Origin of the sequence: Streptomyces sp. NPDC019531, from assembly GCF_044903305.1 — a bacterium.
In the GTDB taxonomy this organism is placed as follows: Bacteria; Actinomycetota; Actinomycetes; order Streptomycetales; family Streptomycetaceae; genus Streptomyces.
Genome location: NZ_JBJDQL010000004.1, coordinates 294,886 through 315,091, shown reverse-complemented (window position 1 = coordinate 315,091; position 20,206 = coordinate 294,886). Strand labels below are relative to the sequence as shown.

Genomic DNA, 20,206 nt, shown 5'->3' with positions numbered 1-20,206 from the left:
TCGAACCCGGCCCCCTCAGCCCCGCTTGGGCCCCGTGATCCCCCCACCGATCACGAAGCCCTTGGCGGGGCCTTCGGGGATCGTGACCTCGGTGCCGTAGGGGACACGGTGGATGTCCTCCCAGTCGGCCTTTTCGGGACGGGGGCCGGTGAAGAGGGTGACGGCGCCCTGACCGTCGTGGTCGTCGATGAGGACGTAGACCGGGATGCCGGCGCGGGCGTACTCGCGGCGCTTCTTGACACGGTCGCGGTCCTGGTTGCGCTTGCCGGGGGAGACGACTTCGACGACGACTGCCACTGCGGAGGCCTTGATACCGAGGCCCTCCTCATCCTCGATCAGTTCTGTGTCGCGAGGAGCCACGAACCCGTCCGGAATCCATGCCTTGCGCGAGTGGATCAGGTTGGTGTCGTTCCAGGCGCCGTGCTCGCTGTCCTTCAGATGGATCGCAAGGGCGTCCCGGAGACGATTGACAATCTGGGCATGGGCAAAACGACCGGTCGGCGACACCTCGATGGCTCCCTCGATGATCTCAGCGCGGTAGCCCTCGGGGAGTTCCATGGCCTTCCATGCCTGCCACAGGACCTCGTCCAGGTCGGGTCCGTTCAAGGATTCGGGCTGAGCCTCGGACATGGTCTTAGGCCTCTCATGCGCGAGAGCGGTCAAGGGAGCACCTCCTCATCAAGTGTGGGCTGGGTGTGCGCGGGGCACAAGCAACGCGATCACCGTAGGCAGGGCTGCACGGCTGACCAGCGAGAACAACCCCTGTTCACCCGTTCGAGCGAGGCTCACCCGATGCGCAGGCTGTAGCCCATGCCCCGAACCGTCTGGACGATCCGGCGTTCGCCGCGGCTCTCCAGTTTCCGGCGGACGTACATCACGTACACGTCGAGCGTGTTGGAGGACGGTTCGAAGTCGAAGCCCCAGACCTCCTTGAGGAGCTGGTTGCGGCTGAGGACCTTGCCGGGGTGGCGCATCAGATGGACGAGGAGGGCGAACTCGGTCCTGGTGAGGTCGAGGGGGCAGCCGCCACGGGTGACCGTGCGGGTGCGGAGGTCGACGGTGACGTCGTCGAAGGTCAGCCGGTTCCGCGGAGCGGCGGCCGGGGCAGGCCGGCGGGCGGTGCGGCGCAGCAGCGCGCGGACCCGGGCGAGTAGTTCCTCCGGGGCGAACGGTTTCATCAGGTAACCGTCGGCGCCGTTGTCCAGGGCGACGATACGGTCGCCCACCGCGTCCCGGCCCGTGATCATCAGGATGGGGACCGTGGAGCCGGAGGCGCGGATCCTGCGGGTCGCGGCCAGGCCGTCGAGGCCGGGCATGGAGACGTCCATCAGCACGAGATCGGGGGCACCGCCCCCGCCCGTGTCGGTGACACCCGCGAGGTCCAGAGCGGTCCGGCCGTCCCCGGCGAGCACGGTCTCGTACCCCTCGAATCTGAGCAGCCGGCCGAGACCCTCCCGAACGTCCTCGTCGTCGTCGGCCAGCAGAATCTTCTCCGCCATCCCGCCAACACTGGAGTGGAGCGCTGTGGTGGACCTGGCAGCGGGATGTGGCTGAGCTGGGGGCCGACGCCTGCCGCTGCCTGACCGGCCCCACCGGCCCCACCGGCCCGGTCAGAACGGCTCCGCCGCCCTCAGGATCCGCGCCGGCAGATCAGGACGCGGTCGGCGTCCAGTCGCCCAGCCAGTCGGCGACCTCCTGTCCCGCGGCCTGCGCATCCGTCAGCTGCGGCCGGTTCGTCGAGGCGGCACCCGAGCCCGCGCCGGTGTTCTTGTACTCCGCGAACCGGTCGTCCTTCCAGGAGTAGCCGCTCATGTCGGTCCACGGCGTGGACTTGATCGCGGCGCTCAACGACGTGTTGCGGACCGTGGTCTGCGGGTCGAGCGTCGCGTCGCCGCCGGCGTGCCAGGGGCGGCCGAGGTAGAAGCTCGCGGCGGAGACGTCACCGTTGACGGTGGAGTTGGCGATCAGGAAGCCCTTGCGGTCCGCGGCCGTGCTGGGCGCGGTGACGAATCCCGCCGAGGTGCCGTCATAGCGCTTCTTCAACGTGATGACGGACTTGTCGATCACCGCGGTCGCCCGCCCGAAGATGAAGTCGACGTTGCCGACGACGTAGGAGTTGGTCATGTAGACCCGGCCCAGCTTCTCCTTGGCCGCGGTGTCCACGAGCAGCGTGTCCTGGTCGCCGCTGACGATGACGCCGTCGAGGAACACCTTGTCGGCGCTGGTGCGCAGGGCGACGGCCTGCTGGGCGATGTCCGTGTGGGCGGCCTCGTCGAAGTCGTTGGAGATGGTCAGGTTGCGCGCCTGGAAGTCGTCGGCGTCCACGGCGACGGTGGCGCTGCCGCCGGTGCCGTACGTCCCCGATCCGTCCGGCTTCTGCGTCCCCGACGCGTTGTTGTAGACGATCACCGTGTCCTTACGGCTGGTGCCCGTGCCCTGGATGGTGACGTGCGGCTTGTTGGAGGGGACCTTGACCAGCTCGCGGTACGTCCCCGGCTTGACCTGGATCACCACCCGGGAGGCGTTGTTCGCCGGTACGGCGTTCACCGCGGCCTGCACGGTCGAGTACTGCCCGCTGCCGTCCTTGGCGACGGTGAGGGTGGTGGCCGCCGCTTTGGTGGTGGCGGCGGTCGTACCGATGGAACTACGGGGCCCCGCACCGGACTTGAGGAGCGAGGGCACATTGGCGGTGGCGTCGAGTGTGTACGCGTAGTACGTCTTCGGATCGAAGGCCGTACCCCCGCTCTCGTTGCGCCCGCTCGTGCCGACGAACGTGTTGCCCTTCTGGACGATGGTCGCGGTGCTGTCCTTGATGACGGGGTTCGTGATGCCCTGGAAGTAGGAGTTCTCCAGGACCATCTTCGTCGCGCCGCGCGAGTAGTTGCCGTAGGAGGAGTTGATGTCCGTCCCGGCCACGTCCTCCAGGAAGTTGTTGTAGAGGTGCGCGTGGGCCGCGTTGTCCGTCGACGGATTCCGCTGCTCGGTCTCGCGGATCCAGTTGTGGTGGATGGTGATGTCGGTGACGACGTTCTCCGTCCAGCCGATGCCGAAGGCCTTGTTGTCCTGGCTGAGCTTGTTCCAGGAGACCGTCACGTACGTGCTGTCCTTGCGGACGTCGATGAGCCCGTCGGCCATGTGCCGAAGGTCGTTGTGGTCGATCCAGACATGATGTGCCCCATCCATCTGGATGGCGTCGAAGTCGTGCTCCTTGTCGTTCCAGACGCCTTGGTAAGCATCGCGAATGGTCAGATTCCGGATGATGACGTTGTGGACGCCGGCCCCGAGGAAGAACCCACCGCCGACGATCTGCCCGGAGGTCCCGGACCCGACGATGGTCTTGTTCGACTGGACCTTGATCTCTTTCCCGACGGGATCCATGTTGATGGTGGCGGCGACGACGATGACGTACGGCTCGGCGGCCGTCGCGTACTTCTCCAGGTCGGCGAGCGTCTTCACGGTGACGATCTGACCGTCCCGGCCGCCGTAAGTCCCGTTCTGGCCGAGCGCGTTGACGGAGGCGAAACCGTCCGCGGTGGCGGTGGCCCAGGCGGGTACGGCGGTGCTCGCTGCGGACGCCTTGGGCTGACCGCCCGGAAGCAGGCCGTAGGCCAGACCTCCTGCGGCCGTCAGGGCGATCGGAACACCGAGGGCGAGAGCGGTGGTTCGGCGTCGACGATGCTGGGCCATGGGGGCATCCGTTCCGTGCGGGGCTAGGGACCGCAGTGCAGTCGCCGCCCCCGCCCGGAAGGTTGCCGTCAGAACGCGCCTACTTCGCACAGGTCTTCGGGTCGAGGTCCTCCTGCCACTGGTCCTCGCGGCCGCCCGGCCGGCCGTCGGGCAGGAGCCTGTCGGAGACCCCGTCGATGTAGTAGCCGTACGAGTAGATCGACTTCCGCGGAACGGTGCCCACGGCCCAGCGGGCTTCCACAGCCCGAACACGTCCCGCAGGCGCCATGGACCCCGGTCAGGCTGGTCTCCTGACCGCACAGCCGGTGCAGCATGACGTCGGTGTTCCCGGGATCGACGCCCCGAGTCGACGTACGGATGACCGCTTACGGGGCCGGGCTCTCCGGTGGCGGAGTCGGCGCCCCCGGCAGTCGTACGGTCACGATCGTGCCGCCGCCTTCGGCGTGACCGAGGTTGACCTCGCCGCCGGACTGCTGGACCGTGCGGGCGACGATGGACAGGCCGAGGCCGGAGCCGGGCAGGGCGCGGGCGCTGGGGGAGCGCCAGAAGCGGTCGAAGACGTGGGGGAGTTCCTCGGCGGGGATGCCGGGCCCGTGGTCGCGGACGGTCAGGACGCCGTCGCTGAGCTGGACGTCGATGGTGCTGCCCTCGGGGCTGAACTTCACCGCGTTGTCGAGGATGTTGACCACCGCACGCTCCAGGGCGGCCGGTTCGGCTCGCGTGTACCAGGGCTCCAGCGAGGCGTTGATGGTCAGCTCCGGTCCGCGCAGACGTGCCCTGTGCAGGGCCGCCTCGACGGTGTCTTCCAGGGACACCACCTGCACGCGTTCACCGCGCTGGCCCTCGGACCTCGACAGCTCCTGCAAGTCGCCTATGAGGGCGGCCAGTTCGGTCATCTGCGCCTTCACGGAGGCGAGCAGTGCCTTGCGGTCGGCCTCGGGGATGGGACGGCCGGTCTCCTCGCTGCGGGTGAGGAGCTCGATGTTGGTGCGGAGGGAGGTGAGGGGGGTGCGGAGCTCGTGACCGGCGTCGGCGATCAGCTGCTGCTGGAGCTCGCGGGAGTTGGCGAGGGAGGTCGTCATCGAGTTGAAGGACCGGGAGAGCCGGGCGACTTCGTCCTCGGCGGCCTCCTCCACGGGGATGCGGATGCTCAAGTCCTCGGTACGGGCCACGTGTTCGACGGCTTCGGTGAGCTTGTCGACGGGACGGAGGCCGGCTCGGGCGACGGCGAGACCTGCGGCACCGGCGCCGAACACTCCGACGCCGGAGACCAACAGCAGGATCAGGGCCAGGTCGTTGAGGGTCTTCTCAGTGTTCTTGAGGGGGACTGCCATGAGCAGAGCGGTGTCGGGGTACAGCTGGGGCGTGGAGCCCAGACCCTGACTGACCACCAAGGGGATGGTCAGCACGCGGACATCGTTCCCGTCGGAGTCCGTGCCGTTGCGGAAGACACCCTTGCCGGTCGCGGCGCGCTTGATGACGTCCTTGTCGCTGGAAGTGGTCTTAACCGCACCGGCGGAGTCGGACGAGACGCAGGCCTTGCCGTTCGCCTTGACGAGCTGGGTGTAGTTGTTGTCTCTCCCCCGGAGGTCGCCGAAGTTCGACTCCGTGGGCTCCGTCGCCTCCTGCGGGCACACTCTGAGGAGTGCTTCCGCCTGGGCGGTGTTCACAGGACGCTGGGCGCCCTTCTGAAGCTCGCTGTCGACCTGGTCGTACAACTTCCCCTGCACGATGAACCAACACGTCACCGAAACCGCCGCCACCGCGAACGCCACCGCCGCCGCCACGAGCAGCGCCAGCCGGGACCGGATCGGCAGCGACCGGTACCGCCGTACCACCCTGTTCACTCCGCGCCGCCCTGCCTCAGGACATACCCCACGCCCCGGACGGTGTGGACGAGCCGCGGCTCGCCCCCGGCCTCCGTCTTGCGGCGCAGGTACATCACGTACACGTCCAGGGAGTTGGAGGACGGCTCGAAGTCGAAGCCCCACACCGCCTTCAGGATCTGCTCCCTCGTCAGCACCTGCCGCGGGTGGGCCATGAACATCTCAAGCAGGGTGAACTCGGTACGGGTCAGCTCCACCGGCCGCCCCGCCCGGGTGACCTCGCGCGTCGCGAGATCCATCCGGAGGTCCGCGAAGGTGAGCGCCTCGTCGTCCTCCACGGACCCCGCACCGGCCGCCGCCGCGTACGAGCTGCGCCGCAGCAGCGCACGGACCCGGGCGAACAACTCGTCCAGCTCGAACGGCTTGACCAGATAGTCGTCGGCGCCCGCGTCGAGCCCGGTGACCCGGTCGCCGACCGTGTCGCGGGCCGTCAGCATCAGGATGGGCGTGGTGTCGCCCGCGCCGCGGATGCGCCGGGCGGCGGTCAGGCCGTCCATACGGGGCATCTGGATGTCGAGGACGACCAGGTCGGGCTGGTACGCGGTCGCCTTGTCGAGCGCGTCCGCGCCGTCCACGGCCACCTCCGTGTCGTAGCCCTCGAAGGCGAGGCTGCGCTGGAGGGCTTCGCGCACCGCCGGCTCGTCGTCGACGATCAGGATGCGCTGGGGGTCACGGTCGCCTTCGGCGGGGCTCATGGCTTGGGATTCCTCGGGTGCGGTGGGACAACAGGGGGCTGAAGGTAGTGAACGCTTTCAGCCTCGCATGGTTCCCGGCCGGCGCGTTAAGAGCGGGGGTTCAGCCGCGTACGGTGCTACGGCGGCGGCTGCGGGCCCCCGCGGTCACACCCCGCCGGGCCACTGTCACGGACGCCACCTCGGGCGCCCGCGTCATCGGCGGGTGCAGTTCGTACGCCACCTCAAGAGCCAGGGCGAACCCGGCCGCGTCGGTGCCGGCCACCGTGTGCGAAACCTGCTTGATCATGACGTACTCCCTACTGGTTCGGAGGACTGCTTCAGCTGTCGGCGCCGCCGGCCCGCAGCGTGGCCAGGTCGGACTTGACGGTGTTGATCGGGATGGAGAAGCCGAGGCCCGCGCTGCCGGCCGTCGACGAGTCCGAACTGGCCGAGTACATCGCCGAGTTGATGCCGATGATGTTGCCGTTCATGTCGATCAGCGCGCCGCCGGAGTTGCCCGGGTTGAGCGAGGCGTCGGTCTGGATCGCCTTGTACGTCGTCGTCGAGGAGCCGGTGTCGCCGTTGAACTGCTGGCCGCCGAACTCGAACGGCCACTGGCCGCTGCCGCCGCCCTGGCCCTGGCTCTGCCCCTGGCTCTGGCTCTCGTCCGTCGAGACGGTCACGTCCCGGTTCAGGGCCGAGACGATGCCGCTGGTGACGGTGCCGGTCAGGCCCTCGGGGGAGCCGATCGCCACGACCTCGTCGCCGACCTGCACGCCGTCGGAGTTGCCGAAGGTGGCCACGGTCAGGCCGGAGGCGTTCTCCAGCTTGATCAGGGCCAGGTCCTTCTTGCTGTCGGTGCCGACGACCTTCGCGGTGTAGGACTTGCCGTCGCTGGTGCTCACCTTGATGGAGGTGGCGCCGGAGATGACGTGGTTGTTGGTGATGATCTCGCCGTCGCTGGTGATGATCACGCCGGAACCGGTGGACTCACCGGCGTTCGAGGTGGCGTTGATCTCGACGATGCTCGGGCTGACCGCCTTGGCCACCCCGGCGACCGTGCCCTTGGCGGAGGACGGCACCACGCTGGTGCTGGTGCTGCTGGAGGTGACCGTGTCGTTGCCGGTCAGCTCCTGGATGCCGTAGGCGGTGCCGCCTCCTATGGCCGCGGCGACGATCGCGACGGCGGCGAGAAGGGCGAGGGGGCCTCGGGTGCGCTTCTTCGGCGCGGGGGCCGCGGGCTCGGCGGGGGGAGCGGTGAGGAGAGCGGTTCCGCCGCCGCTGCCGTCACCGTCGGAGGCGAAGGCCGCGGGCTGGGGCTGGGGCTGGGCCTGCTGCCCCGGCCACACGGTGGTGGGCTCGACGACCGGCTGCTGAACCGTCGCGGCGGGCTGCGCGGGCGGCTGGACCGGCGGAGGCGGCCACTCCGGGTTCACGGGCGAGGAAGCGTGCTGCTGGGCGCCCTGGTGGGGGTTCTCGTACTGCTCGTACTCGCCGTCGCGGCGGAAGCTCTCGGTCATGTCAAAAAGCTTGTCGCGCCACCATGAGAGCTCCCTGAGTGCTCCCTGAGAAGCCCGCCAGAACCTCGTATGCCCGATATAAAGCCGCCGCTGGCCTCCGGCCGGACGCTCTCAGACGGTCTTCAGGAACTCACGCGCAAGGAACTCACGCGCAAGGAAGTCACTCGCACCCGCACGACCGCCGCACCACCAGCTTCGACGGGAACACCTTCAGCCGCTCCCGGCGGGACCCGGCCACCCGCAGCCCGTCGTCCAGCACCAGGTCCACCGCGGCCCGGGCCATCGCCGAGCGGTCCGACGCGATGGTCGTCATCGGCGGATCCGCGAGCGCCGCTTCCTTGATGTCGTCGAAGCCGATGACGGCCAGTTCCCCCGGCACGTCGATACGCAGTTCACGCGCGGCCCGCAGCAGGCCGATCGCCTGGTCGTCGGTGGAGCAGAAGATGGCGGGCGGGCGATCGGGCCCGGAGAGCACCCCGAGCGCCACCTGATACGCGTCGTAGCGGTTGTACGGCGCCTCGAAGAGCCGTCCCTCGGTGGGGAGCCCGGCCTCGTCCATGGCCCGCCGCCAGCCCTCGACGTGGTCGGAGACCGGGTCGCCGACCGAGGGGGTGTCGGCGGTGCCGCCCATACAGGCGACGTAGGGGTAGCCGTGCCCCAGCAGGTGTTCCACGGCGGTCTTCGCGCCGGTGAGGTCGTCGAGGACGACGGCGACGTCGTCGATCGCCTCCGGCCGCTCGTGCAGCAGCACGACCCGGGCGTCCCACGCGTCGATCTCGGCGGCGGCGTTGTCGTTGAGGGCGTGGGAGACCAGGATCAGCCCGGACACCCGCATTCCCAGGAACGCCCGCAGATAGTGGACCTCGCGCTCGCCGATGTAGTCGGAGTTCCCGACGAGCACCATCTTTCCGCGCTCGGACGCGGCCTGTTCGACCGCGTGCGCCATCTCCGCGAAGAACGGCTGGCGCGCGTCCGGCACGATCAGGCCTATGAGATCCGTGCGCCGGGACGCCATCGCCTGGGCGACCCGGTCGGGCCGGTAGCCCAGCTCCTTGATCGCGGCGAGGACACGCTCGCGCGTGGCCGGGGCGACCGGCCGGGGTCCGTTGTTGATGACATAGCTCACTACGGCGGTGGACGTCCCCGCCAGCCGCGCCACGTCATCCCTGGTTACCTTGGCCACGCGCGGAGTCTACGCGGATGGACCCGCTCTGGGCAGGGCGTGAAGGAGGCCCTGTGGCCCCGCGGACGGCTACCGGGAGGTACGCCGGTGCGGGAGCCATGCCCAGGCGGAGAACCCGTCATGCCTCGGCCCGTACCTCGGAGGCGTCCAGGGCGGCACTGTCGTCCGCATCCTCCGTGTTTGCCTGGCCGGAAGCGCCGGACGGGGCGCTCTTGGCCTTGGCGTCGTCGCCCGCGCCGACGCCGCCCTTCTCGGGCGTAACAAATCGATAACCGACGTTCCGGACGGTCCCGATCAGCGACTCGTGCTCGGGTCCGAGCTTCGCGCGCAGCCGTCGTACGTGGACGTCGACCGTCCGGGTGCCGCCGAAGTAGTCGTAGCCCCAGACCTCCTGCAGCAGCTGCGCGCGCGTGAAGACGCGGCCCGGGTGCTGGGCGAGGTACTTGAGGAGCTCGAACTCCTTGAAGGTGAGGTCGAGGACCCGCCCCTTGAGCTTGGCGCTGTAGGTCGCCTCGTCGACCGACAGGTCGCCGTTGCGGATCTCCATGGGGGAGTCGTCGTTGACGATCTGCTGACGGCCCATGGCCAGGCGCAGCCGCGCCTCGACCTCCGCCGGGCCCGCCGTGTCGAGAAGGACGTCGTCGATGCCCCAGTCGGCGGTGACGGCGGCGAGGCCGCCCTCGGTCACGACCAGGATGAGCGGACAGCCCGGACCCGTGGAGCGCAGCAGCTGGCACAGGCTGCGCACCTGGGGCAGGTCACGGCGGCCGTCGATGAGGATGACGTCGGCACCGGGAGTGTCGACGAGCGCGGGGCCCTCCGCCGGGGCCACACGCACGTTGTGCAGGAGCAGGCCGAGAGCCGGAAGCACCTCCGTCGACGGCTGGAGGGCGTTGGTCAGGAGCAGCAGAGAACTCATACGTCTGGTTCCTCCTCGGTCCCGCGAGGGTCGTAGCTTTCGTATACCGGGGATCCGAAAGCACAAAAGGACCCGGGGGCTGCGTTGCCCGAGTCCTCTTCCTACGAGAATAGCCCACATGAGCATCGATCCGGCAGGTCGTGTGGTGGGTTCCACCGCACGTCCGCACTCTGAGACGCGCAGAACCGCACCTATGCGGACGTTTCTGCGCACTGTCGATGGCGTGACGATCGATTCCGTATACGATCCGCCGGCCGTTGTATACGACGCTTCCGCGTCACCTTCCCGTACCCCGGTGTTCGTGATCGCGCACGGCTTCACCGGCGATGTGGATCGTCCTCATGTTCGCCGGGTGGCGGAGGCGTTCACGCGGTACGGCGCCGTGGTCACGTTCTCCTTCCGCGGCCACGGAGCCTCCGGCGGGCGCTCGACGGTCGGCGACCGCGAGGTGCTGGATCTTGCCGCGGCAGTGGCGTGGGCGCGCGAACTCGGCCACACGCGTGTGGCGACCGTCGGCTTCTCCATGGGCGGTTCGGTGGTGCTACGGCACGCGGCGCTGTACCGGCGGGCGCGCGACGGTCGCGAGGAGGCGCACCCGGACGCGGTGGTCTCGGTCAGTGCACCGGCCCGTTGGTACTACCGCGGTACGGCCCCCATGCGAAGGCTCCACTGGCTGGTGACCCGCCCCGAGGGCCGTCTGGTGGGCCGCTACGGATTCCGCACCCGCATCCACCACCGGGACTGGGACCCGGTCCCCCTCTCCCCGGTCGAGGCGGTCCCGAGGATCGCGCCCACCCCCCTCCTGATCGTCCACGGCGACCGCGACGGCTACTTCCCCCTCGACCACCCGCGCATGCTCGCGGCAGCCGCCGGCGACCACGCCGACCTGTGGATCGAACCCATGGGCCACGCCGAGCACGCGGCCGGTGACGAGCTGCTGGGCCGCATCGGGGACTGGGCTGTCGGAGCGGCCGGATAGCCTGACGGCATACACCACCGAATCGATTGAGGAAGCGGATGCCAAAGGTCACGGTGCGCTACTGGGCCGCCGCGAAGTCCGCGGCCGGTCTCGCCGAGGAGCCGTTCGACGCGGCCACGCTCGCCGAGGCGCTGGACGCGGCGCGCGAGCGCCACCCCGGTGAACTGGTGCGCGTCCTGCGGCGATGCTCGTTCCTCGTCGACGGTGACCCCGTGGGCACCCGCGGACATGAGACGGTACGGCTGGCCGACGGCGGCACGGTCGAGGTGCTCCCGCCGTTCGCAGGAGGGTGACGATGACGAACCAGCCGTACGAGGGTTACGACCAGTACCCGCAGCAGGGCTGGCCGGCCGACGCCCAGCAGGGGTACGAGGACCCGCAGGCCGCCCAGCAGTACATCCAGCAGTGGCAGGGCCAGACCTGGGAGACCCAGGCACACACGCCGGTCCAGGACCCCGCGGAGACGGCGTACCTGCCGCAGCAGGGGTACGAGGGCGAGCCTCAGGGGTACGGCGCCGGACAGCAGCCGGCTGCCGCCGCCCCCGGGCAGGGGCCCCCCGCGTACGGCTCCGCGCCGACGCCGTCCGGCCAGTCCGCCTATGGCTCCACGCCGACGCCTTCCGGCCAGTCCGCCTACGGCTCCGCGCCGACGCCTTCCGGTCCCGCGCCCTACGGCCCTGCGGCCGGAACTCCAGGTCAGGGTGCCTATGGACCTGCGTCGGCCGCTCCCGGACCCGCCGCCTACGGCTCCGCGTCGGCCGCTCCCGGACCCGCCGCCTACGGCTCCGCGCCGGCCGCTCCCGGACCCACCGCCTACGGCTCCGCGCCGGCCACTCCGGGCCCCGGCGGCCACGGCTCCTCGCCGACCGCTCCCGGACCCGCAGGTCACGGGTCCGCCCAGGTGGGTGCGGGTGCCGCCCAAGAACATGCCGCCGCCCCCGGATCCGCCCCCTCCGGCTACGGCCCCGCCACCGTCGCCGGTAACTCCCGCATCACCGACGCCCAGCGCGCCCGTCTCGAAGGCCGGTCCCCGATCATCGAGCCCGGCATCCAGCCCGCCGGGCTCACCGCGCTCCTCGGGCTGCTGCTCTCCGGTACGGCGGCCGTCGGGTCGTACGCCCTTCTCGTGCCCCTCGTCCTCCTCCAGGCCGTCACCGCGGCCGGCTGGTTCCGGCTGAACGGCATGTGGCCGGCCCGGCAGGGCATCGCGCTGGCGTTCCTCGGGGCGCTGGTGTCGGACGTGGCGCTGCTGGCGGCGGGCCGGTCCAACGGGCCCGCCGCGATCCTCGGCACCCTCGGCGTCTGGGTCCTGCTCAGCCTGGTGCTGCAGCTCCGCTCGCACGCCGACCCGGACGAGCGGATGTACGGCCTGATGGCCACCGTCGCCTCGGCGGCACTCGCGATCGTCGCGACCGGATACCTCGCGGCCGACCCGGACGCGGTCTCCGTCGGCGCGGCCGCGGTGGCCGTCGCCGTCCTGGCCCGCGCGCTGCCGCTGCCGACCCCGGCCTCCGTGGTCGTCTCGCTGCTCGCGGCGGCGGGCGCGGGCATCGCGGTCGGCGGGATGACGGGCCTCGGAGCCAAGGGCGCCCTCCTCGGTGCGGGCGCCGCGGTGTGCGCGCTGATCGGCCACCGGGTCGCGAGCTACGACTACCCCTCCCGCTTCGTCCACTTCACGGCGGGCGTGGCCCTGCCGCTGGCCGCGGCGGCTCCGGCGGTGTACGTGCTGGGCCGGGCGATCGGCTAGGGCGCCCTGCCTGGAGCGGGTGCTGCGATGCGTGCGCTGCTCCGGCTCCGTTTCCGGCGGTGCGTGCTGGGCCGGGCGATGGCCGGTCAGGGAGTCTGTCGGGGCGTCTCGGTCCAGAGGCAGAAGGGATGCCCGGACGGGTCGTAGAGCACCCGTACGTCGTCCTGGGGCTGGTGGTCCGCCAGGCGTGCCCCTTCCGCGACCGCCCGCGCGGTCTCGGCCTCCAAGCCGTCCGGGCCGCCGTCCACCTCGATGTCCAGGTGCAGCATCATCTGCTGCTCGCCGGGCTTCCGGGTGGGCCAGACGGGCGGGACGTAGTCGGGTTCGGTCTGAAAGGCGAGGGACGTGCCCCCGGTACCGGGCGGTGGCCCGGTGAGGACCCAGTCCGGTTCCTCGGCGCGCACCACGTATCCGAGCAGGCGCTGGTAGAAGGCGGCGAGTTCGTGCGCGTCGTGGGTGTCGAGGACGACGGTGGACAGCCTCGCGGAGGAAGACATGTGCGCCTTCCTACTGCCGCCGCTTCTTCCCGTCCAGCTCGTCCCACCACTCGTCGGACTTCGGGTCGCCGGAGGGGTCGTCCCACCACCGGTCGTCGGGCCCGCGCCGGTTGGCCACCATCGCGGCGAGCGGCGGGATCACCATGGCCACCACGCACATCCCCACCGCGACGGGCATCGACCAGAGCCGTACGACCCCCCAGGCCAGGACGAACAGCCCGATGCAGGTGCCCATCATGGCGAAGTAGACATGCCGCCGTCGCGCCAACATACGTCCAGCGTAAGGCCGGGCAAGGCCGGAGGGCCGTACCCCCAGGCAGGGGTACGGCCCTCCGGTCGAGCTGGATGCCTCAGACCGCGATCGCGACCTCGGCGAGGCCGCCCTGCTGGGCGACGACCGTACGGTCGGCCGTGGCGCCCGGAACCAGGGCGCGGACGGTCCAGGTGCCCTCGGCCGCATAGAAGCGGAACTGGCCCGTCGCGGAGGTCGGGACCTCCGCCGTGAACTCGCCGGTCGAGTCCAGGAGGCGGACGTAGCCCACCACGGGCTCGCCGTCACGCGTCACCTGGCCCTGGATCGTGGTCTCACCGGGCTTGATCGTCGAGGCGTCCGGGCCGCCGGCCTTCGCTCCACACATGTCTTCTCCAAAAGAGGGGTCTGACCGGAAGGAAGGCCGGTCGGGTTGGACTTGGATTGCTTACTTGTTGGCGCCGAGCTCGATCGGAACGCCGACCAGGGAGCCGTACTCGGTCCAGGAGCCGTCGTAGTTCTTGACGTTCTCGACACCGAGCAGCTCGTGCAGCACGAACCAGGTCAGGGCCGAGCGCTCACCGATACGGCAGTACGCGATGGTGTCCTTGGCGAGGTCGACCTGCTCCTCGGCGTAGAGCTCCTTGAGCTCGTCGTCCGACTTGAAGGTGCCGTCGTCGTTGGCGTTCTTCGACCACGGGATGTTGCGCGCCGACGGGACGTGGCCCGGACGCTGCGACTGCTCCTGCGGCAGGTGGGCGGGGGCGAGCAGCTTCCCGCTGAACTCGTCGGGCGAGCGGACGTCGACCAGGTTCTGCGAACCGATGGCCGCCACCACGTCGTCGCGGAAGGCGCGGATGGCCTTGTTCTGCGGCTTCGCCGTGTAGGTCGTCTCGGCCCGCACCGGGACCTCCTCGACCAGCTCGCGGGCGTCCAGCTCCCACTTCTTGCGGCCGCCGTCGAGAAGCTTGACGTTCTCGTGGCCGTAGAGCTTGAAGTACCAGTAGGCGTAGGACGCGAACCAGTTGTTGTTGCCGCCGTAGAGGACCACCAGCGTGTCGTTGGCGATGCCCTTCGCCGACAGGAGCTTCTCGAAGCCCTCCTGGTCGATGAAGTCACGGCGGACCGGGTCCTGAAGGTCCTTGGTCCAGTCGATCCGAATGGCATTGCGAATGTGGTTCTTCTCGTAGGCGGACGTGTCCTCGTCCACCTCCACGATCGCGATGTCGGCGTTGTCGAGGTTGGCCTCGACCCAGTCGGCGTCGACCAGGACGTCGCTGCGGCTCATGCTCTTTCTCCTCCGGGGCAGTTGCGGCGGGGCGTGCGGAAGGGTGCGCGGGGCGCACGGATGCCTGAGAGTGCCGAGACACCAGGGCAAGGGGATGCGGGGGTCGATGCCGTCCGCTTCAGAAGGGGCGACAGAGCATGGCGGCGACGCGGCACAGGTCTACTGCCCGCCGCTTCGTGAGATCCGCCTGTCGCTTCATGACCTCGATCGTAGGGACGGACATACCGGCATGTCACCGGTGTGTCGCATGCTGAGATGCGATCGTCCGGAATGTGGGACCAGAGAGGGGCCCGGGACGTGGTCCCACGGTTCCCGGGCGGATGTAGCCGTCATCACATCTACGGTACGGACGTCACCGTCTCGCCTGTCGGACGTACGGGCGTCCGGCCCGAGGCTCGTCCTACCCGGCCAGCTTGACGTCCGAACCCTTCACCGCGATCTCCACACCGTTCGCACCCGCCTCGACCTTGTCGAGCTTGATGCCGCCCGGCAGACCCTCGATCTTCTGGTCGAAGTCGGTGATCGAACGGACGTCGGAGTCGGCGAGCGTGATGCTGCCGAAGCTCGGGATCGAGTCGGCCCGCACCCGGACGGTGTCCCCGTCGACGACGGAGACCGTGCCGAGCACCGAGACGGGCTCCTTCAGGGCGCTCACCTCGATGTCCACCTTGATCTTCCCGCTGCCGCCGTCGGAGAGCCCGACCACCTTGGCGGTGACGCCCAGCGGAAGCTGGGTCTCCTCGGACTTGGCGGCCTTCAGCAGCTGGTCGTAGGTGACGGTCGCGGAGCCGGTGGCGGTGTTCGCGGTGGCGGAGCTGTAGTCGCCGGAGAAGGCGACGCCCTTCATGTCCGCCTTGAGCTCGTCGATACGGATGCTGCCGCCGCTGGTGCCGGTGTCCGCGTCGTAACTGTCCATCCCGACCTCGACGTTGTCGAGCTCCCCGCCCGCGACCTGGGTCAGGAACGGGAACCCCTTGATGTCCACGCTCGGCGTCGTGGTCAGCCCCTCCTGCGTCTTCAGCCGTTCCGCGACCTCGCCCTCCGCGAAGTGGACCGCCAGACGGTCGGCGGCGACGAACAGCCCGCCGAGAATCACGACGGTGATCAGAAGTATTCGCAGGGCGCGCATGCGGTGGGTCCCCCCAGGGCGGCGGTCTAGGCGACGGTCGAGTGGCCGTCGAGCGTGACACTAACCCCGCGGGGTAGTGCGCCCGCCAAATTGTCGACCAGCTGTGACAGGCAGCGGGTCCGATCAGTAGACGAGCGCCTGCGTCTCGTCCGCCAAGGCCTCCTGTACGAACACCTGCGCGCCCGCGATCCGTACGCCCTCGATGACGTCCTTCTCCGTGATGTCCCGGCGGGCCGCGCACTGCGTGCACAGGGTGAGCCGCCCGCCCGCGAGGATCGAGTCCAGCAGGTCGGGCAGCGCGGCCGCGTGCGGCAGCTCGAACTCGGCGGCCCGCCCCGGCAGCGCGAACCACGCCGACTCCCCGGTCAGCCACAGCGACACATCCACCCCGCTGGCCACGGCCACCGCCGCCACGGTGAACGCCTGTGAACAACGCTCGGGGGCGTCGGCCCCGGCGGTCACCTTGATCACGAGCTTCTTCGCCATACGGGCAGCGTAGTGCGCGTACGGCGGTCAGGTCGTCGCGACGATCACCGCCAGCAGTCCCGCGATGCTGAGCGCGGTGAGCACACCGGTCCAGAAGGCGTCGTCCACGAGGACCCAGGGGATCCGCAGGCGCGGCCGTCGGCGCCGGCGGCGGGGGTGTGCGGCCGGCGGGGGAGGCGCCGCCCGCGCCACGGCCTCCGTCGAGGTCGGGCCTTCGGTCGGCAGCGGATACGGATACGGATAGTAGGGCGGCGGCACGCTCATGCGAGGCCCGCCTCTCCCTGCTGCCCGCACGGATGACCGGCCACAAGGAACGGACCGTCGGTCTGCGGAAGGCCGGCCCGCGCACGGTCGTTCGCCGCGCGGACCCCGGCGCTCAGCCGCTCCTGGTCGGTGGCCGGCCGCAGCGCCGCCGGATCGGCCTGCCACTCCCGGCCACCGCCCACGGGACGCAGCATCGCGTACGGCCCCGAGCGGTCCTGGTACTCGCCGACTCTGTTGGTGGCGGGGTCGAAGAGAAGCGTTCCCGGTTCCATGGCTTTTCTGTCCTTTCGCCCAACATCTATAAGGAATGCGACAGTTGGACTACTCTGCGTATTCCTGGGTCGGTACGAGCATGGCTCAGGGCGGGGACGGATCGCGACGGGAACGGCCGCAAATTCCACAGCGGGCGTTCCAAATTCCACAAATTCCACAAGGATGATCAAGGAGGGTGCGGTGCCGCAGCGGCGGGTCGTCACGGGGCGGAGCCATGAACCGAGGGCGCGGTTCGCGGAGGAACTGCGGTTACTGAGGGCCGGAAAGGGTGAGAGTCTCCGGGACTTGGCGGACCGGCTCGGCTGGGACGCATCGACGCTCGGGAAGATGGAGAGCGGGCGCAGCCTGGGCAGCCCGGAGGTCGTGGAGGCCCTGGACCAGCACTACGGGACGTCGGGGACGCTGCTGGCCCTCTGGGAGCTGGCGGTTGGGGATCCGACGCAGTTCAAGGAGCAGTACCGTCGGTACATGGTGCTGGAGACGGAGGCGCACAGCCTGTGGCACTTCGGAGTCAGTACCGTGCACGGCCTTCTTCAGGCGGACGGGTACGCCCGTGAGCTGCTTGCGCTGGGCGGTGCCAAGGGTGAGGAGCTGGACCAGCAGGTCGAGGCCCGCACCGGGCGGCGCAAGCTGTTGGAGGAAGAGGACGCGCCGCTGTTCCGGGCTGTCCTCGCGGAGGCGGTGTTGCGGACGCCCCTGCGGGACGCGGGCGCGTGGCGAGGGCAGTTGGAGCACTTGCTGGAGGCGGCGCAGTGGCCCAACACGATCCAGGTGCTGCCGCAGGGCGCCGGGATGCACGGTCTGGTGAGCAGCGACGTGATGTTCCTGAAGCTGCTGGGCGGGCGGACGGTGGTGTACCTGGAGAACGCCCTGCGAGGTGAACTGGTCGAGGAAAATTCGTCCGTTGAGCGGCTCCACCGTGCCTACGATGCGATGCGTGACCTCGCGCTGAACCCGGGCGAGTCACGGAAGTTCATCATGCGGATGTTGGAGGAAGTGCCGTGCGAGCCATCGACCTGAACGGTGTGACGTGGCGCAAGAGCAGTTACAGCAACCCGGACGGCGGCGCCTGCCTGGAAGTCTCCGACGACCTCCCCACCCTCGTCCCCGTCCGTGACAGCAAGGATCCCGGTCGGCGCGGGCTGGTCTTCTCTGATGAGGCGTGGGCCGTGTTCGTTGCGGATGTGGCCGGATCGTGATCAACCTTCCGTACAACTCTGGGGGTTGACCAGGAGTCTCCTGTGGAGCGCGCATACGGAATGCGCGCTTCACGTTTTGTGGGGGACGCGTTGGAAGTACCCGAAGTACCGGAAGTGCCCGAAGAGAGACCCGGTGGGCGCCGCCGGGGCCGTACGACACTGTTGATCGCCGCCGCGGCCGTACTCGGCGTCGTCGCCGGGAGCTGTACCGGATATCTGATCCAGGCCGACCGTGAGCCGACGAAGCTCGCCTCGCTCTCCCAGCCGACGCTCGCCCAGGCCAAGGGCCCGGCCCCCGAGCCCCTTTCCGCCTCCCAGGACCGCCGCGTGAAGACCGACGGTGACCTGCGCAAGCTGCTGCTGAAGAAGCCGGCCGGGGCGAAGGACGGCGACTGGGTGACCGGTGACCGCTGGATGACGCTGGCCGACACGGCGGCGACGTACGACAAGCCGGCCGGGGCGTTCAGTGACCTCGTAGCCAAGGAGTTCCGCCGCGCGGTCGACACGGGTTGGGAGGTCGGCAGCACCTACGGCGTCGAGATCCGCCTGGTCCAGTACCGGCAGGAGGAGGCGCTGCAGACCTCCGACTGGGCCGACGGCGAGAACTACTACGAGGACTCCGTGGACGGCACCAAGAGCTGGGCGGTTCCGGGCAGCGACAACGCGATGGCGTATGTCCACACCAAGCCGGACACCAAGCCCGGCTATCTGCCGCAGTACAACGCCACGGCCGTCGCCTGGCGTGGGGACATCGCCATGAAGATCTTCGTCTGGGACACCAAGCCCATCCCGAAGGCGAAGATCATGGAGCTGGCCGAGCGGCAGGTGAAGAAGCTGTGAGCGAGAGCGGGATCGAGATCGAGCAGGTGGCCGAGGTCGGTCCGGCCGAGCCGGCGAAGAAGCCGGTTCGTCGTGGTCGTATCGCCGCGGTGCTAGGGGCCGTGGTGCTGGCCGGGGCGGTCGTCGCGGGCGTCGGTTACACGGTGATCACCGTTGACGGCGCCGACCGGGACGCGGGTGCCCCCGTGTGGAAGTTCCCGAAGGGCGGGGCCGTCAAGGAGAAGGCGGCCGCCGTGAAGGGGCTGTCGGCGATGCTCGTGCCGTACGGCGCCGACGGGTGGAGCCGGGGGCCGGACATCGGGGAGTACGGGTACGACGCCGAGCTCAGTGGTGCCCAGGCCACCGCGCTCCGCAAGGAGTCGCTGAGCGGCCTGCCCCGCTCCCAGCGCAAGGCGTTGGAGAAGCAGATCGACAAGCAGCGCCTCACGGGTATCGCGATGCGCAGTTACATGAGCACCGACGAGATCTCCTCCGTCTACACGGACAAGGCCTCCGCGGTGACCATCGAGCTGGTGCAGCTGGACAACAAGGCGGCGGCGAAGGGGATCACGGAGTTCCAGAACGAGCTCCTCGACGCGCTCGGCGACGTCCTGCGCGACGGGCCCCGGATCGAGGGCCACAAGGACGCCCGCTGCTTCCTGGCGCCGACGGATTCCGACACGAAGCTGGACTCGATGCACTGCTTCGCCCTCCAGGGAAACGTCCTGGTCAGCTTTACCGCGGACAGCGCGAAGCCAATGCAGCAGAAGGGTGTCGCGATGCTCATGCGCGAGCAGCTCGACCGCATCGCGGAGCCGGGGGAGTCGGTGTGACCGAGCAGACAGAAGAGAAGACCTACCCGAAGCCCGACAGGCCTGCGGCGCCGGATTCGACAGCGGGGCCCGGGAAGGCTGAGGTGACGGGTCCGGTCGGCGAGGCCGGGCATGCGGCGACGGGGACGACCGTTTCCGGCGAGGCCGAGCAGGTCGAGGTGACAAAGTCGGTCGGCGGGGTCGAGCAGGGCCACCCGGCCGAGACGGCGGAGCGGATCAGCGAGACCGACCAGGCCGACCAGGCCGAGCGGACCGAGCGGACCGAGCGGACCGAGCGGACCGAGCGGACCGAGCGGACCGAGCCGCAGGACGTCGTGCCGTCACCCCGGCCCGCCGAGCCCGCGTCACCCACGCCTGCATCCGAGCCCAAGGCCGCCCCCGAGTCGGGGCGCGTGCCCGCGCCAGGATCGGCGCTCGCGTCCGCATCCGAGCCGGAATCCGCGCGTGTGCCCGAGCCCGGGGCGGTGCCCGGATCCGCATCTGAGCCCGCACTCGCCCCGTCAGACGCTGCCCCGGCCTCGGGGCCGGTGTCCGCGCCCGCGTCCACATCCGCGCCGGAGCCCCCACAGGCCC

Annotated in this window: 25 protein-coding genes and 1 pseudogene; 7 read left to right on the top strand and 19 right to left on the bottom strand. The window is 69.9% G+C overall.

The genetic code is table 11. The features are described from left to right. Positions 1 to 15 precede the first annotated feature (15 nt). The 10 genes from ACI2L1_RS07770 to ACI2L1_RS07725 all read right to left on the bottom strand — a co-directional run bounded on the left by ACI2L1_RS07770 (position 16) and on the right by ACI2L1_RS07725 (position 9,869). Entirely contained in the window at positions 16 to 663 is a 648-nt protein-coding gene (locus ACI2L1_RS07770; RefSeq protein ID WP_404738404.1) for a Uma2 family endonuclease, read from the bottom strand. A gap of 122 nt (positions 664 to 785) precedes the next feature. Further along, the gene (locus ACI2L1_RS07765; RefSeq protein ID WP_404738403.1) at positions 786 to 1,499 is read right to left on the bottom strand and encodes a response regulator transcription factor; all 714 of its coding nucleotides are present in this window, start codon (positions 1,497 to 1,499) and stop codon (positions 786 to 788) included. A 151-nt stretch (positions 1,500 to 1,650) separates the two neighbouring features. Continuing rightward, on the bottom strand, positions 1,651 to 3,687 hold the full coding sequence (locus ACI2L1_RS07760) for a pectinesterase family protein (RefSeq protein ID WP_404738402.1): 2,037 nt from the start codon (positions 3,685 to 3,687) through the stop codon (positions 1,651 to 1,653). 79 nt (positions 3,688 to 3,766) lie between these two features. Next, a complete protein-coding gene (locus ACI2L1_RS07755) occupies positions 3,767 to 3,910 on the bottom strand; it encodes a hypothetical protein (RefSeq protein WP_404738401.1) in 144 nt (47 codons plus the stop codon). Between the two features lie 142 nt (positions 3,911 to 4,052). Beyond that, on the bottom strand, positions 4,053 to 5,534 hold the full coding sequence (locus ACI2L1_RS07750) for a sensor histidine kinase (protein ID WP_404738400.1): 1,482 nt from the start codon (positions 5,532 to 5,534) through the stop codon (positions 4,053 to 4,055). After that, positions 5,531 to 6,268 carry a response regulator transcription factor gene (locus tag ACI2L1_RS07745; protein WP_280858552.1) on the bottom strand — a complete coding sequence of 246 codons (738 nt, stop codon included), beginning with the start codon at positions 6,266 to 6,268 and terminating at the stop codon, positions 5,531 to 5,533. Before ACI2L1_RS07745 ends, ACI2L1_RS07750 begins: the two co-directional genes overlap by 4 nt. A gap of 100 nt (positions 6,269 to 6,368) precedes the next feature. Further along, the gene (locus ACI2L1_RS07740; protein WP_404738399.1) at positions 6,369 to 6,554 is read right to left on the bottom strand and encodes a hypothetical protein; all 186 of its coding nucleotides are present in this window, start codon (positions 6,552 to 6,554) and stop codon (positions 6,369 to 6,371) included. Between the two features lie 31 nt (positions 6,555 to 6,585). After that, positions 6,586 to 7,767, bottom strand: coding sequence for a S1C family serine protease (locus ACI2L1_RS07735; RefSeq protein WP_404738398.1), 1,182 nt, complete (start codon positions 7,765 to 7,767; stop codon positions 6,586 to 6,588). A gap of 160 nt (positions 7,768 to 7,927) precedes the next feature. After that, complete coding sequence (locus ACI2L1_RS07730) at positions 7,928 to 8,950, bottom strand: LacI family DNA-binding transcriptional regulator (RefSeq protein ID WP_404738397.1); 1,023 nt, start codon at positions 8,948 to 8,950, stop codon at positions 7,928 to 7,930. Positions 8,951 to 9,068: 118 nt separating this feature from the next. Then, entirely contained in the window at positions 9,069 to 9,869 is an 801-nt protein-coding gene (locus ACI2L1_RS07725) for a response regulator transcription factor (RefSeq protein ID WP_404738396.1), read from the bottom strand. A gap of 118 nt (positions 9,870 to 9,987) precedes the next feature. Here ACI2L1_RS07725 and ACI2L1_RS07720 point away from each other — a divergent pair, with 118 nt between their 5' ends. Genes ACI2L1_RS07720 through ACI2L1_RS07710 form a run of 3 tightly spaced genes read left to right on the top strand, consistent with a single transcriptional unit; the run spans position 9,988 to position 12,595 of the window. Beyond that, a complete protein-coding gene (locus tag ACI2L1_RS07720) occupies positions 9,988 to 10,848 on the top strand; it encodes an alpha/beta hydrolase (RefSeq protein WP_404738395.1) in 861 nt (286 codons plus the stop codon). Between the two features lie 38 nt (positions 10,849 to 10,886). After that, the gene (locus ACI2L1_RS07715; RefSeq protein ID WP_404738394.1) at positions 10,887 to 11,141 is read left to right on the top strand and encodes a MoaD/ThiS family protein; all 255 of its coding nucleotides are present in this window, start codon (positions 10,887 to 10,889) and stop codon (positions 11,139 to 11,141) included. 2 nt (positions 11,142 to 11,143) lie between these two features. Continuing rightward, positions 11,144 to 12,595, top strand: a complete 1,452-nt coding sequence (locus ACI2L1_RS07710) for a hypothetical protein (RefSeq protein WP_404738393.1) — start codon at positions 11,144 to 11,146, stop codon at positions 12,593 to 12,595. Between the two features lie 86 nt (positions 12,596 to 12,681). Here ACI2L1_RS07710 and ACI2L1_RS07705 read toward each other — a convergent pair whose 3' ends face one another. The 9 genes and pseudogenes from ACI2L1_RS07705 to ACI2L1_RS07665 form a co-directional block, all read right to left on the bottom strand. After that, entirely contained in the window at positions 12,682 to 13,092 is a 411-nt protein-coding gene (locus tag ACI2L1_RS07705) for a VOC family protein (RefSeq protein WP_404738392.1), read from the bottom strand. Between the two features lie 10 nt (positions 13,093 to 13,102). Continuing rightward, a complete protein-coding gene (locus ACI2L1_RS07700) occupies positions 13,103 to 13,363 on the bottom strand; it encodes a DUF3099 domain-containing protein (RefSeq protein ID WP_355744465.1) in 261 nt (86 codons plus the stop codon). 79 nt (positions 13,364 to 13,442) lie between these two features. Then, positions 13,443 to 13,730 (bottom strand): DUF1416 domain-containing protein, encoded by a 288-nt coding sequence (locus ACI2L1_RS07695; RefSeq protein ID WP_020122955.1) that lies wholly within the window; start codon positions 13,728 to 13,730, stop codon positions 13,443 to 13,445. Between the two features lie 60 nt (positions 13,731 to 13,790). After that, a complete protein-coding gene (locus ACI2L1_RS07690) occupies positions 13,791 to 14,630 on the bottom strand; it encodes a sulfurtransferase (protein WP_404738391.1) in 840 nt (279 codons plus the stop codon). A 118-nt stretch (positions 14,631 to 14,748) separates the two neighbouring features. Continuing rightward, the gene (locus tag ACI2L1_RS07685) at positions 14,749 to 14,829 is read right to left on the bottom strand and encodes an Ms5788A family Cys-rich leader peptide (protein WP_350751515.1); all 81 of its coding nucleotides are present in this window, start codon (positions 14,827 to 14,829) and stop codon (positions 14,749 to 14,751) included. Positions 14,830 to 15,030: 201 nt separating this feature from the next. After that, positions 15,031 to 15,759: a DUF2993 domain-containing protein gene (locus ACI2L1_RS07680; protein ID WP_404738390.1), complete on the bottom strand. Its 729-nt coding sequence runs from the start codon at positions 15,757 to 15,759 to the stop codon at positions 15,031 to 15,033. 123 nt (positions 15,760 to 15,882) lie between these two features. Then, complete coding sequence (locus ACI2L1_RS07675) at positions 15,883 to 16,245, bottom strand: DsrE family protein (RefSeq protein WP_404738389.1); 363 nt, start codon at positions 16,243 to 16,245, stop codon at positions 15,883 to 15,885. A 27-nt stretch (positions 16,246 to 16,272) separates the two neighbouring features. After that, positions 16,273 to 16,509 carry a hypothetical protein gene (locus tag ACI2L1_RS07670; RefSeq protein ID WP_404738388.1) on the bottom strand — a complete coding sequence of 79 codons (237 nt, stop codon included), beginning with the start codon at positions 16,507 to 16,509 and terminating at the stop codon, positions 16,273 to 16,275. 65 nt (positions 16,510 to 16,574) lie between these two features. Continuing rightward, positions 16,575 to 16,781: pseudogene (locus tag ACI2L1_RS07665) on the bottom strand (hypothetical protein); the annotation flags it as partial. Between the two features lie 181 nt (positions 16,782 to 16,962). On the opposite strand from ACI2L1_RS07665, the gene ACI2L1_RS07660 reads away from it, so the two are divergent. The 4 genes from ACI2L1_RS07660 (at position 16,963) to ACI2L1_RS07645 (ending at position 19,633) form a co-directional block, all read left to right on the top strand. Continuing rightward, complete coding sequence (locus ACI2L1_RS07660) at positions 16,963 to 17,802, top strand: helix-turn-helix domain-containing protein (protein WP_404738458.1); 840 nt, start codon at positions 16,963 to 16,965, stop codon at positions 17,800 to 17,802. After that, a complete protein-coding gene (locus ACI2L1_RS07655) occupies positions 17,784 to 17,981 on the top strand; it encodes a DUF397 domain-containing protein (protein ID WP_404738387.1) in 198 nt (65 codons plus the stop codon). The genes ACI2L1_RS07660 and ACI2L1_RS07655 overlap by 19 nt, the downstream gene beginning before the upstream one ends. 114 nt (positions 17,982 to 18,095) lie before the next feature. Continuing rightward, positions 18,096 to 18,821: a hypothetical protein gene (locus tag ACI2L1_RS07650; protein ID WP_404738386.1), complete on the top strand. Its 726-nt coding sequence runs from the start codon at positions 18,096 to 18,098 to the stop codon at positions 18,819 to 18,821. Next, on the top strand, positions 18,818 to 19,633 hold the full coding sequence (locus ACI2L1_RS07645) for a hypothetical protein (RefSeq protein ID WP_404738385.1): 816 nt from the start codon (positions 18,818 to 18,820) through the stop codon (positions 19,631 to 19,633). Before ACI2L1_RS07650 ends, ACI2L1_RS07645 begins: the two co-directional genes overlap by 4 nt. The last annotated feature ends 573 nt before the right edge of the window (positions 19,634 to 20,206 follow it).